We start from the raw sequence: 12,283 nt of genomic DNA, 5'->3' as shown, positions 1-12,283 counted from the left end.
GCTCTGCGCCGGCGCTTAAGCCTTGCGCGGTTGCCTTCCCTCTCCCGTTTACGGGGGAGGGGCCGGGGGAGAGGGTGGTGGCGACCGGCGTGGTGCCGTCCTGCCATCGCTCCCGGCGGAAGAGGGCGCCTCTCAATACGCCGCCCGGTAGATCGCCAGCGCCTCGGCCTCGCTCACCTCGCGCGGGTTGTTCACCAGCAGGCGCTGCTGGAGCATGGCGTCGCTGGCCAGGGTCGGCAGCATCGCCTCCGGCACCCCGGCGTCGCGCAGACGGCTGGGCAGGCCGCAGCGCTCGTTGAGCGCGGCCAGTTCGTCGATGAAGGCCGTGCAGCGCTGTTCCTCGCTGCCGCCCTGGAAACGCTCGCCGAGCAGCAGCGGCGCCAGCTCCGCGTACAGCGGCGTGGCCGCCGGCGCGTTGAAGCGCAGCACGTGCGGCAGCACCAGGGCGTTGCTCAGGCCATGGGGGATGTGGAAGTGCCCGCCGAGCGGATAGGCCAGGGCATGCACCGCCGCCACCGGAGCGTTGGCGAAGGCCTGGCCGGCCAGGCAGGCGCCCAGCAGCATGGCCTGGCGCGCCTCGCGGTTCTGCCCGTTGTGCACCGCCTCGTTCAGGTTGGCGGCCAGCAGGCGCAGCGCCTCGCGGGCCAGCAGGTCGGACAGCGGGTTCTTCTTCAGCTTGGTGGTATACGCCTCGATGGCGTGGACCATGGCGTCGATGCCAGTGGCGGCGGTCACCGCCGGAGGCAGGCCGAGGGTCAGTTCGGCATCGAGCAGCGCCAGGTCTGGCAGCAGCAGCGGCGAGACCACACCCATCTTGGTGGTTTCGCCGGTGGTGACGATGGAGATTGGCGTCACCTCCGAGCCGGTGCCGGCGGTGGTCGGCACCTGGATCAGCGGCAGACGCTGGCCGCGGGCGTTGCCCACGCCATAGACGTCCTTCAGCGCCTGCTGGCAGTTGGGGTGGGCGAGCAGGGCGACCAGCTTGGCCACGTCCATCGAGCTGCCGCCACCGAAACCGACCACCAGGTCGGCGCCCAGCGTGCGGGCGCGTTCCACGGCGTTGAGCACGATGGCCTCGGGTGGATCGGCGATCACCTGGTCGAACACTTCCACGGCCAGGCCGGCGGCGGCGAAGCCCGGCAGCACGCCGTCGAGCAGGCCGAAGCGGGTGATGCCGGGGTCGGTGACCAGCATCACGCGCTGGGCGCCGCGTTCCTGGCACAGGCCGGCGAGGCGGGTGCTGGAGCCGGATTCGCAGAGGATCTGCGCGGTGGTGGCGAAGCTGAAGGGTTGCATGGCAATGCCTCCTAAGGATCAGGGCTGCGCCGGCATCGGGCGCTGGCGGGTGAAGAAGTCCCAGATGGCGCGCGGGCCGTCGAAGCCGGACAGGGTCGGACCGAGCAGGCGTGGCGGGCGGAAACCGGCCTGCGGCAGCAGATGGCCGCCGCCGATCACCCCGTACAGGGCGACCTCGGCGCCGCCCTCGGCCTGCCAGCGGTCGAGGTCGACGCGGCGGGCGGGGTCGGCGGCATCGCGCCAGGCCTCCTCACGGCGCACGTCCGCCGCGCTGTAGCCGGCGCGCTCGGCGAAGAACAGCGCCGACTCGTAGGCCGAAAGCACGGTGCCGCGGTCGCCGAAGCCGAACAGGGTGACGCGGCCGCCGTTGAAGGGGTTGATCGGGTCGCGGGTGCCGTTCATGAAGAGCACCGACGTGGCCCCGGCCACGGCCGTGCAGGCCAGATTGTCGGGCGTCGGCAGGTTGGCCGCCACGGCGGCGACACCGGCCAGCAGCTGCGGACGCTCCAGGGCGATGCGCAGGCCCAGGTGGCCACCGTTGGAGTAGCCGGCGAGGAAGGCGCGGCGCGGGTCGGCCCGGTGTTCGTCCGCGAAGCGCCGGATCAGCGCGGTGATCAGGCCGACGTCGTCGACGTTCTGCGTGCGCGCCGGGTAGTCGGCGGTGCTGCGGCAGTCGTTCCAGTTGCGCTCGTAGCCCTGGGGGTAGACGACGATGAAGCCGTGTTCGTCGGCCAGGCGCTCGAATGCGTAGGCGCTGAAGGTGCGCGCGTCATCGCGCGTCTGCAGCGAGCCGTGCAGCACGAACAGCAGCGGAGCCCCGGCCGGCAGGCCGGCGGGGAGGTAGTAGGCGTAGTCGCGCGGCATGCCGCCGACTTCGATGCGACCCTCCTGCAGGGCCGCGCTCAGCGCGGGTACCTCGGGTTTGGGTGCGTACAGGTAATAGCCGTACAGGCCGGCCAGGAGGGCGACCAGCAGGAGTAACGGAATCAGCACTTTTCTTGTCGTTGTCATGCGTGCCTCTCGGGCAGGGTGCGCCGTGCGTACCGCTCAGGCGGGTGTGCTCGGACGTGGTGCGCGCGGCGCACCCTACGGAATGCGACAGAGCGGGGGTTGCCCCGCCCGTTTCTTCAGAACGCGAAGCTCTCCTCCGGCATGGCCATCAGGCACGCCGCGCCGCCCAGCAGGGCCTCGCGGTGGCTGCTGGCGCGCGGCAGCACACGGCGCAGGTAGAACGCCGCGCTCTGCAGCTTGGCCTGGTAGAAGGCCGCCTCGCCCGTGCCCGCGTCCAGCGCGCGCTGGGCGGTAGCGGCGGCCTGCAGCCAGAAGCCGGCCAGCAACACATAGGCCGAGTACTGCAGGAAGTCCACCGAGGTGGCGCCGATTTCCTGGGCGTCCTGCTGGCTGCTGGCGATCACCTGGGCCGCCAGCTCGCGCCACTGTTGCAGGCGCGCCTCGACCACGCTGGCCATCTCGGCCAGCGCCGGCTGCCCGGCGGCGTCGCGGGTCATGGCGGCGAACTCGTCGATCAGCGCGTTGAGTTCGGCTCCGCCGTCGCCCAGCAGCTTGCGGCGGATCAGGTCCAGCGCCTGGATGCCGTTGGTGCCTTCATAGAGCTGGGTGATGCGGCTGTCGCGCATCAGCTGCTCCATGCCCCACTCGCGGATGAAGCCGTGGCCGCCATACACCTGCACGGCGTGGCTGGCGGACTCCTGGCCCATGTCGGTGAAGAACGCCTTGACGATCGGGATCAGCAGCGCGGCGCGCTTGGCCGCCGCCTTGCGGGCCGCGGCATCGTCCGCCCCGTGCTCCAGGTCGAGCTGGCGCGCGGTGTAGGCGGCGAGCATGCGGCAACCTTCGACCAGGGTCTTCTGGGTCAGCAGCATGCGCCGCACGTCCGGGTGCACGATGATCGGGTCGGCCGCCTTCTCCGGCGCCGCGGCGCCGGTCAGACCGCGCGACTGCAGGCGCTCGCGGGCATAGCGCAGGGCGCCCTGGAAGGCCGCCTCGCCCAGGCCCAGGCCCTGCAGGCCGACCTGGAAGCGCGCGTCGTTCATCATGGTGAACATGCAGGCCAGGCCCTGGTTGGCCTCGCCGACCAGCCAGCCGGTGGCGCCGTCGAAGTTCATCACGCAGGTGGAGGCACCCTTGATGCCCATCTTGTGCTCGATGGCGCCGCAGGACAGGGCGTTGACCGCGCCCGGCGTGCCGTCGGCATTGGCGACGAACTTCGGCACCAGCAGCAGGCTGATGCCCTTGACCCCGGCCGGGGCGTCCGGCAGGCGCGCCAGCACCAGGTGGACGATGTTCTCGGACATGTCCTGTTCGCCGCCGCTGATGAAGATCTTGTTGCCGGTGACCTTGTAGCTGCCGTCGGCCTGCGGCTCGGCCTTGGTGCGCAGCAGCGCCAGGTCGGTGCCGGCCTGGGGCTCGGTCAGGCACATGGTGCCGGTCCACTCGCCGCTGACCATCTTGCCCAGGTAGTCGCGCTTGAGCTCGTCGCTGCCGTGCTTGTCCAGCGCCAACACGGCGCCTTCGGTGAGGCCGGAGTAGACGCGGAAGGACAGCGAGGCGCCCATCAGCATCTCGTGGAAGGCGAAGGACACCAGCTGCGGGAAGCCCTGGCCGCCGAAGTCCACCGGGCCGGTCATGCTCGCCCAGCCGTTCTCGACGTACTGCTTGTAGGCGGCACGGAAACCTTTCGGCGTGCTGACCTGGCCGTTCTCCAGTCGGCAACCTTCTTCGTCGCTGTTGCGGTTGAGCGGGGCGATCTCGTTGCCGGTGAAGGCCGCGGCCTCTTCCAGCACGCCGTCGATCAGCTCGCGGTCCAGGCCGTTGCCCAGGCGCTCGCAGTGGCCGGCGACGTCGAACAGTTCGTGCAGCACGAAGCGCATGTCGCGCAGGGGGGCCTGGTAGCTCATACGCGGCCCTCCTGTACGTCGCTGAATTTCTTGCCGTCTGCCACCAGGCGGTCGATCAGCCCGGCCGGCCGCCAGTGCGCGCCGTGGCGTTCGGCCAGCTGCAGCAGGCGCTCGCGGATGAAGGCCACGCCCTGGGCATCGGCCCAGGCCATCGGCCCGCCCTTGTCGGCGGGGAAGCCGTAGCCGTTCAGATACACCAGGTCGACGTCATGGGCGTTGGCGGCGATGTTCTCTTCGAGGATCTTGGCGCCCTCGTTGACCAGTGCCAGCAGGCAGCGCTCGAGGATTTCCTCGGGGCCGACGGTGCGGCGCGCATAGCCGAGGCGCTCGCCCTCGCGCTGCACCAGCGCGTCCACCACCGGGTCGTGTTCGGCCTGGCGGCTGCCCGGCGCGTAGGTGTAGTAGCCTTTGCCGGACTTCTGGCCGAAGCGGCCGAGTTCGCACAGGCGGTTGTCCACCTGGACCTGGGGCGCGTCCTGGCCTTCGCCGGCCAGCTCGCGGGCGCGCCATTCCAGGTCGATGCCGACCACGTCGTACATGCGGAACGGGCCCATGGCGAAGCCGAAGCCCTGCAGGGCCGCGTCCACCTGGTAGGGATAGGCGCCCTCGAGGAGCATGCTGCGCGCCTCGAACACGTAGGTGTGCAGCATGCGGTTGCCGATGAAGCCGTCGCAGTTGCCGGCCACCACACTGACCTTGCCGATGCGCTGGCCCAGGGCCAGGGCGGCGTCGAGCACGGCCGGGGCGGTGTGCGCGCCGCGGACGATCTCCAGCAGCTTCATGATGTGCGCCGGGCTGAAGAAGTGCAGGCCGAGCACATCCTGCGGGCGGGCGGTGACGGCGGCGATGGCGTCGATGTCCAGCGCCGAGGTGTTGCTGGCGAGGATCGCGCCGGGCTTTACGGTGCGGTCGAGGGTGCGGAAGATTTCCTGCTTGAGTTCGAGGTTCTCGTAGACGGCCTCGATCACCAGGTCGACCTCGGCCAGGTCGGCGTAGTCGTTCACCGCCTGGATGCGCGCCAGGCGCAGGCTGGCCTCGCCGGTGCTGATACGACCCTTGGCGACGTTCTGCGCCCAGGTGTCTTCGGCCATCTTCAGGCCGGCCTCGACCATCTGCGGGTTGTTGTCCAGCCACAGCACGGGGATGCCGGCGTTGGCCAGGCTGATGACGATGCCGCGGCCCATGGTGCCGGCACCGATCACGGCGGCCTGTTCGATCTTGTAGTTGTTGCTCATAGCCTTCCCTCGATCACAAAAAACACAACTGACGCACCTTAAGGAGGGCTGTACTATTTGGGAAATTTTGACTTGTGATAAGCAGAATTCCCCTCGTGAATATATTGACCTTCGACCTCAACCTGCTGCGCGTGCTGGACGCCCTGTTGCGAGAGCGCAACGTCTCGCGCGCCGCCGAGCGGCTGGCGCTGAGTCAGCCGGCGGTGAGCAACGCGCTGAACCGCCTGCGCGACCTGCTCGACGACCCGCTGCTGGTGCGCGTCGGCCGCGCCATGCAGCCGACGCCGCGGGCACTGGAGCTGGAGGCACCGATTCGCGCGGCGCTGCGGCAGATCGAGGAGAGCCTGGGCGAGGGCAGCCGTTTCGAGCCGACGCGCAGCCGCCAGCGCTTCACCATCGCGCTGACCGACTACGCCGAGATGCTGCTGATGCCGCGCCTGCTGGAGCGCCTGGCCGAGCAGGCGCCGGGCATCCGCATCGACGTGCGTCACCTGTCGCCGCGCCTGCCCGCCGAGGCCCTGGAGAAGGGCGAGATCGACATCGCGCTGGGCCGCTTCGAGGCGCTGCCGCCACGTTTTACCGGCGTGCGCTGGATGAGCGAGACCCTGCAACTGGTGGCGCGCCGCGACCATCCGCAGTTGCGCGATGGTCTGGCCCTGGACGGCTTTCTGCGCCTGCGCCACCTCTGGGTGCATGGCGGCCAGACCCGCGGCATGGTCGAGCAGTGGCTGGGCGAGCACGGCCTGAGCCGCGAGATCGTCTACACCACGCCGAACTACCTGCAGGCCGCACACATCGCCGCCGGTGGTGATCTGGTGGCGGTGCTGCCGGCCCGCCTGGCCCGCTACTTCGCCAACCTGCTGCCGCTGCAGCTGTTCGAGCTGCCGTTCGAGCTGGGGCCCTTCCACTTGGAGATCGTCAGCCTGGATCTGCGCCGCCGCGACATGCCGTTGCAGTGGCTGATCGAGCAGATCGGCCTGCTGGGCGAGGGCTGATCACGACCGTTCGTCGCGTTCTACCGCGACTGCGGTCTCGCTGGTCACGCTTCGACGGCTCTGCGACGGGATTTTCCAGACGCAGCGGCGGATTTTCCTGCAGTGCCTCTGCCATGGGCGATTGCGCGGGAAGAGCGTCGGCGACGCTGCGCGGGCGACCTTTCTGCCGCGGAAAAGTGCTAGATCATCTGCTCCCGGCGCTTATGCCTCATCCGCCTAAAAGGCCCGCCCATGCGGCCGTAGACTGGAACTCCCAGGCCGAAACCCAGGGAGAACCCCATGCCCATCGCCATCAGCCCCACCGGCACCAGCCTCTACGATACGCGCCCGCTGCGGCAGACCGACGACACCACTGCCGGCCCGCTGGGCAGCCAGAACCGCCTCGGCATCGATGCGCAGCAGAGCATCACCGACCGCTTGGAGCTGGCTCGTGAACGGGCCGCCGAGCGTGCCGAGGAGCGCCAGGCGCTGATCGAGGCGCGCCGCGAAGAGTTGCGCGAACTGCAGGCCGAACAGGCGCAGCAGGCGGCGGAAGAAGCCACCCAGGCGCTGGAGGATCGGCTGCGTCAGCAGCAGGTGGAACGATTCCTCGAGGCCCAGCGCAATGACCAGGCCCTGGCCGCCGAGCAGGCCGAGCTGAATGATCCGCTGGCGCCGCAGAACCTCGCCCCGGCGCAGCTCGAGGCCAACCAGCTCACCTTCGGACCGCAGCAGCAGGTGACCACGCGGGTGGCCATCGAAGCCATCGCCACCTATGAAGAAACCCGCAACCTGCTCGCCTAATCCCCGGTGCTGACCGGGTAGCGCTCCGCCCGGTCGGCGCGCCGGCCGAGGTACCAGCCGAGCGCGGCCCACAGCGCCGCGCAGCCGGCGCCGACCAGCGCCACCAGCACGGCGCCCTGGCCCAGGGCGTCGAGCAGGCTCTTGGCCCAGCCGCTGACCGCATCGCCGCCGCGGTAGACCACGGTGTCGATGAAGTTCTTGGCCTTGTATTTGGTCTGCGCGTCCAGTGGCGCGAATAGCATCTCTCGCCCCGGACGAACGAAGGCGTATTCGCCGATGCGCCGCACGATCATCAGCGCCGCCAGCGTGGCGAACACCGGCGCCAGCGCCAGACCGAGAAAACCCACGCACATCAGCGCCGGCACGCCCGCGAGCAGCACGCGTACGCCGAGGCGCTGGGCTACCCGCCCGGTGATGAACAGCTGGGCGGCGAGCGCGCCGGCCTGCACCACGAAGTCGATGGCGCCGAAGACCCGTACCTGCTCGTCGCGCTCGGGAAACAGCGCCTCCACCAGCCGCGCCTGCTCGAAATAGAGAAAGGTGCTGACCGTGGCCAGCAGCACCACGAACGCCGAGATGCCCAGCAGGTAGGGCGAGCCGAGCACCCGCGTGAAGCCGCTGAAGGGATTGCCCGGCACCGGGCGGTGCGGGTTCTCGCTGGGTGCGGCGCCCGGGCGGCCGGCGCCGCCCGCTTCGCGCCAGTCCATCAGGAAGTGCTTGAGCGCCAGGCCGCCGAGCAGCAGCAGGGCGGCCAGCAGGGTCAGCCCCGCGGCATCCAGCGCCTCGATCAGCAGTGCGCTGAGTAACGGGCCACACAGACCGCCGACGCTGGCGCCGGCGGCGATGAAGGCGAACAGCCGCCTGGCCTGGACGGCGTCGAACACGTCGGCCATCAGGCTCCAGGCCACCGAGACGACGAACAGGTTGTAGACCGAGATCCACACGTAGAAGGCGCGCGCCAGCCAGACGCTGTCGCCGAGGCCGGCGAACAGGCCGGCGAACAGCAGCAGCTGGAGGGCGAAGACGCCGAACACCCAGTCGACGAACCGGCGGCGCGGCACCTGCGAGTTGAGCCAGGCGAACAGCGGCACCGCCAGCAGCATGGCGACGAAGGTGGCGGTGAACAGCCATTGCAGGTGCTCGACGCCGGCCTGTATGCCCATCGACTCGCGGATCGGCCGCAGCATGAAGTAGCCGCAGAACAGGCAGAAGAACAGGGCGAAGCCGGCCAGCGCGGCATTCAGTTCGCCGGCCTCGGCATTGATCGCCCGCGCCAGTCGTCTGCGCATGCTCAGGCGAACAGCTCGACGATGCGTCGGCGCTGGTCTTCGTCCGGCAGGCGGCCGCGGCCGGCCCGCAGGTTGTCGGCCATGTAGCGGGGCTTGGAGGTGGCGGGAATCACCGCGGTCACCGCCGGGTTGGCGAGGATGTACTTGAGCATCAGCTGGGCCCAGGAACCGGCGTCCAGCTCGGCGCCGGCCCATTCCGGCAGCGGCTTGCCGCGCACCTTGTCGAACAGCGCGGCGCGTTGGAACGGGCGGTTGATCAGCACGGCGATGCCCTTGTCGGCGCAGAAGGGCAGCAGCTCGCGCTCGGCATTGCGTTCGCCGATGGAGTAGTTGAACTGCACGAAGTCCACCGGTTCGCGGCGCAGCACCTCGAGCAGGCGCTCATGGGCCGAGTCGAGGTAGTGGGTCACGCCGATGTAGCGCACCTTGCCCTGTTCCTTGAGCTCGCGCAGCAGCTGCAGCTGGGTCTCGGTGTCCTGCAGGTTGTGCACCTGGATCAGGTCGATGCGCTCGGTCTGCAGGTCGCGGAAGCTTTGCTCGATCTGCCGCCGGCCGGCTTCCCGGCCGCTGGAGGAGACCTTGGTGGCGAGGAACAGGCGAGGCCGCACATTGTCCGCCGCCAGCTCGCCGCACACCGCCTCGGCGCGGCCGTAGCTGGGCGCGGTATCGACCAGGCTGCCACCGCCTTCGATCAGCGTGGCGAACACTTCGCGCAGGGGCGCCAGGTGTTCCTCGTCGAGCGGCACGTCGTGGGTGCGTGATGTGCCCAGGCCGACCACCGGCAGCAGTTCGCCGCTGGCGGGAATCCTGCGGCGCAGCAGCTCGCCGCTCGCCGTGGCCTGGGCCAGGCCGGACAGCGGTCCGAGGGTGGCCAGCGCGGCGAGGGCGGAGGCGTGCTGAATGAAGCGGCGGCGGGTGGTCATGGCGGGTCTCCCGGGCGGTTGGCGATCAGCAAGTGATAGACCCTCGGGCCGGCCATGGGGTGCCGGGGCAATATCCGGTAACCAAACCAGCGGCGCCTCTATCGTCCTCTGCCGGGCGGCAAGGCCAGTGCTTTGGCGCGGCCGGACCTGCGCCCCGGAGCGGGTCTGGATTAGGCTGCGGGCACAACGACAATAAGGAAGATCGCCATGCGCAAGCTGCTGCTGATCGCGATGCTCGCGGTGCTCGCCTACCTGCTGTTCTGGCCCACGCCGCTGCGGCCGGTGGCCTGGCAGCCGCGGCCGGTGCCGGAGGCCGAGGGCGTGTGGGCGCCGAATGGCCGGCTGGACGGAGCAGTGCTGGAGCAGTCCGGCCTGGACGGGCCGGACACCGTGGTGGTGGACGGCGAGGGCCGACGCTACAGCGGCGTGGGCGACGGACGCATCCTGCGCTGGCGCGCGGGCGAGGCGGCGCAGACCTTCGTGCGTTTGGCCGGCCGCCCGGTGGGCATGAACTTCGGCCCGGACGGCAGCCTGTACGCGGCGGACGAGGCCAACGCCAGGATCTGGCGGGTGACGCCCGAGGGCCGCGCCGAGGTGCTGGTGCAGAGCGATGCCCGGCAGCGCTTCACCTTCCTCAACGATGTGTTCGTCGCCCGTGACGGCCGCCTGTTCTTCACCGAGGCTTCCAGCCGCTGGGGCCTGGCCGACAACAAGCGGGCGCTGCTGGAGCACGGTGGCGACGGTGGCGTGTTCGTGCGTTACCGGGACGGGCGCATCGAGCGGGTGATGGACGGTCTGCAGTTCGCCAACGGCGTGGTGCTGAGCCCGGACGAATCCTACCTGCTGGTCGCCGAAACCGGCGCCTATCGCATCACCCGCTTGTGGCTGGGCGGCGCGCGGGCCGGGCGGCGCGAGGTGCTGGTGGATAACCTGCCGGGCTTTCCCGGCGACCTGTCCGTCGCCCCGGACGGCAGCTACTGGTGCTCGTTCTTTTCGCCGCGCAAGGCCGTGCTCGACGCGCTGGCGCCCTGGCCGTCGCTGCGCAAGGTCGCCTCGCGCCTGCCGCCGGCGCTGCTGGCGCGGCCCAGCCGCTATCCCCATGTGTTCCGCTTCGACGGCGAGGGCCGTGTGCTGGAGAGTCTGCAGGCTTCGCTGGGCAGCGAACTGCCCAGCTTCAGCAGCGTGGTGCAGGTGGGCAGCGACCTGCTGCTCGGCACGCCGGGCGGGGTGGGCGAGATCGATGCCGATCGCGCCTACCGCGTTGCGCTCTAGTCGGTCAGCGCCATCTCGCCGCGCCGCGCGGGGTGCGGCGAGCCGAACTCCAGGCTGCCGTCCTCGAGGCGGCCGTGGCGCAGCATGGCCAGGTCCAGCAGGTAGTTCTGGTAGACCTTCCACGGCATGCGGTCGCCCTGGCTGGGCAGCAGGTGGGCGGCGCGGTGGATGTAGCCGGATTGCAGGTCGAGGAACGGCGCCTTGCCCACCTCGCCGTGCTGGCGCGGCGTCACCTGGCGCATGCCGAGCGCGTCCATGTGGCGGATCAGGCGGCACAGGTACTGGCTGGACAGGTCGGCCTTGAGCGTCCAGCTGGCGTTGGTGTAGCCGAGGATCACCGCGGCGTTGGGCAGGTCGCGCAGCATCAGGCCGCGGTAGCCCATGCTCTCCGACACCACGAAGGGGCGGCCGTCGACCACCAGTTGCAGGCCGCCGAACAGCTGCAGTTCCAGGCCGGTGGCGCTGACGATGGTGTCGGCCTGCAATTCGCGGCCCGAGCGCAATTGCACGCCGTGCTCGGTGAAGGTCTCGATCTCGTCGGTGACCACCTCGGCGCGGTCGCTGCGCAGTGCCTTGAACAGGTCGCCGTCGGGCACCGCGCAGACCCGCTGGTCCCAAGGGTTGTAGTGCGGGCTGAAGTGGCGCATGTCGAAGTCCTCGCCCAGCTGACGCCGCGCCAGGCCGAGCAGCATGCGCCGGACCAGGCCGGGGCAGACCCTGGCCAGGTTGTAGAAGAGCATCTGGATCGCCACGTTGCGCGTGCGTGCCAGGCGATAGACCCAGGTGGCCGGCAGCCGCCGGCGCAGCGCCGCGAGCAGGCGATCGTGCTGGGGCAGGTTGATCACGTAAGTCGGCGAGCGCTGGAGCATGGTGACGCTGGCGGCCTGCTCGGCCAGCGCCGGCACCAGGGTCACAGCGGTGGCGCCGCTGCCGATCACCAGGATGCGCTTGCCGCTGGGGTCGAAGTCCTGCGGCCAGTGCTGCGGGTGGATGAAGCGGCCGGCGAAGCGCTCGCGGCCGGGAAAGTCCGGGGTATAGCCGGCCTCGTAACGGTAGTAGCCGGTGCACAGCACCAGGATGCGGCTGCGCAGCAGCACCGGTTCGGCCTCGTCGCCGCGGCACACGTGCAGGGTCCACAGCGCCTCGGCGCTGTCCCATTCGGCGCGCAGCACCCGGTGGCGGTAGCGGATCAGCGTGTCGACGCCATGCTCGCTCGCGGTGTCTTCGATGTAGCGGCGGATCGACGGGCCGTCGGCGATGGACTGCGGATCGGTCCAGGGGCGGAAGCTGTAGCCCAGGGTGTACATGTCCGAGTCGGAGCGGATGCCGGGGTAGCGGAACAGGTCCCAGGTGCCACCCATGGCGGCGCGCCCTTCGAGGATCGCCAGGCGCTTGTCCGGGCATTCGAGGCGCAGGTGGCAGGCGGCGCCGATGCCGGACAGGCCGGCGCCAACGATCAGGACATCCAGGTCTTCGACGGACATGCGGGCTCCTCGTGTGATGGCTGCAGCAAGCCTAGCCAACCCGGCGGTGGGGCAGGCCCAGGCAGCATGACATCGGACGGGCGCGACG

Annotated in this window: 10 protein-coding genes; 3 read left to right on the top strand and 7 right to left on the bottom strand. The window is 70.1% G+C overall.

What is annotated here, in order from left to right:
* Nucleotides 1-132: 132 nt before the first annotated feature.
* The 4 genes from NF616_RS20995 to NF616_RS20980 all read right to left on the bottom strand — a co-directional run bounded on the left by NF616_RS20995 (nt 133) and on the right by NF616_RS20980 (nt 5,449).
* Complete coding sequence (locus NF616_RS20995) at nt 133-1,296, bottom strand: iron-containing alcohol dehydrogenase (RefSeq protein ID WP_252275716.1); 1,164 nt, start codon at nt 1,294-1,296, stop codon at nt 133-135.
* A gap of 18 nt (nt 1,297-1,314) precedes the next feature.
* Nucleotides 1,315-2,307 carry a CE1 family esterase gene (locus NF616_RS20990; RefSeq protein WP_252275715.1) on the bottom strand — a complete coding sequence of 331 codons (993 nt, stop codon included), beginning with the start codon at nt 2,305-2,307 and terminating at the stop codon, nt 1,315-1,317.
* A 116-nt stretch (nt 2,308-2,423) separates the two neighbouring features.
* Nucleotides 2,424-4,214, bottom strand: coding sequence for an acyl-CoA dehydrogenase C-terminal domain-containing protein (locus NF616_RS20985; protein ID WP_252275714.1), 1,791 nt, complete (start codon nt 4,212-4,214; stop codon nt 2,424-2,426).
* Nucleotides 4,211-5,449 carry a 3-hydroxyacyl-CoA dehydrogenase gene (locus NF616_RS20980; protein ID WP_252275713.1) on the bottom strand — a complete coding sequence of 413 codons (1,239 nt, stop codon included), beginning with the start codon at nt 5,447-5,449 and terminating at the stop codon, nt 4,211-4,213. The genes NF616_RS20985 and NF616_RS20980 overlap by 4 nt, the downstream gene beginning before the upstream one ends.
* 95 nt (nt 5,450-5,544) lie before the next feature.
* On the opposite strand from NF616_RS20980, the gene NF616_RS20975 reads away from it, so the two are divergent.
* On the top strand, nt 5,545-6,444 hold the full coding sequence (locus NF616_RS20975; protein WP_252275712.1) for a LysR family transcriptional regulator: 900 nt from the start codon (nt 5,545-5,547) through the stop codon (nt 6,442-6,444).
* 279 nt (nt 6,445-6,723) lie between these two features.
* A complete protein-coding gene (locus NF616_RS20970) occupies nt 6,724-7,227 on the top strand; it encodes a hypothetical protein (protein ID WP_252275711.1) in 504 nt (167 codons plus the stop codon).
* On the opposite strand, the gene NF616_RS20965 is transcribed toward NF616_RS20970, so the two are convergent.
* Nucleotides 7,224-8,516 (bottom strand): NTP/NDP exchange transporter, encoded by a 1,293-nt coding sequence (locus tag NF616_RS20965; RefSeq protein ID WP_252275710.1) that lies wholly within the window; start codon nt 8,514-8,516, stop codon nt 7,224-7,226. The genes NF616_RS20970 and NF616_RS20965 overlap by 4 nt on opposite strands.
* A 2-nt stretch (nt 8,517-8,518) precedes the next feature.
* Complete coding sequence (locus tag NF616_RS20960; protein ID WP_252275709.1) at nt 8,519-9,439, bottom strand: aldo/keto reductase; 921 nt, start codon at nt 9,437-9,439, stop codon at nt 8,519-8,521.
* A gap of 207 nt (nt 9,440-9,646) precedes the next feature.
* Between NF616_RS20960 and NF616_RS20955 the strand changes: the two genes are divergently transcribed.
* Nucleotides 9,647-10,711 (top strand): SMP-30/gluconolactonase/LRE family protein, encoded by a 1,065-nt coding sequence (locus tag NF616_RS20955; RefSeq protein WP_252275708.1) that lies wholly within the window; start codon nt 9,647-9,649, stop codon nt 10,709-10,711.
* Here NF616_RS20955 and NF616_RS20950 read toward each other — a convergent pair.
* A complete protein-coding gene (locus NF616_RS20950; RefSeq protein ID WP_252275707.1) occupies nt 10,708-12,195 on the bottom strand; it encodes a flavin-containing monooxygenase in 1,488 nt (495 codons plus the stop codon). The genes NF616_RS20955 and NF616_RS20950 overlap by 4 nt on opposite strands.
* Between the last annotated feature and the right edge of the window lie 88 nt (nt 12,196-12,283).

The sequence above is a fragment of the Pseudomonas subflava genome (assembly GCF_023823685.1).
Lineage (GTDB): Bacteria > Pseudomonadota > Gammaproteobacteria > Pseudomonadales > Pseudomonadaceae > Aquipseudomonas > Aquipseudomonas subflava.
The sequence above is the reverse complement of the archived record's forward strand: the minus strand, read 5'-3'. Positions and strand labels throughout refer to the sequence as shown.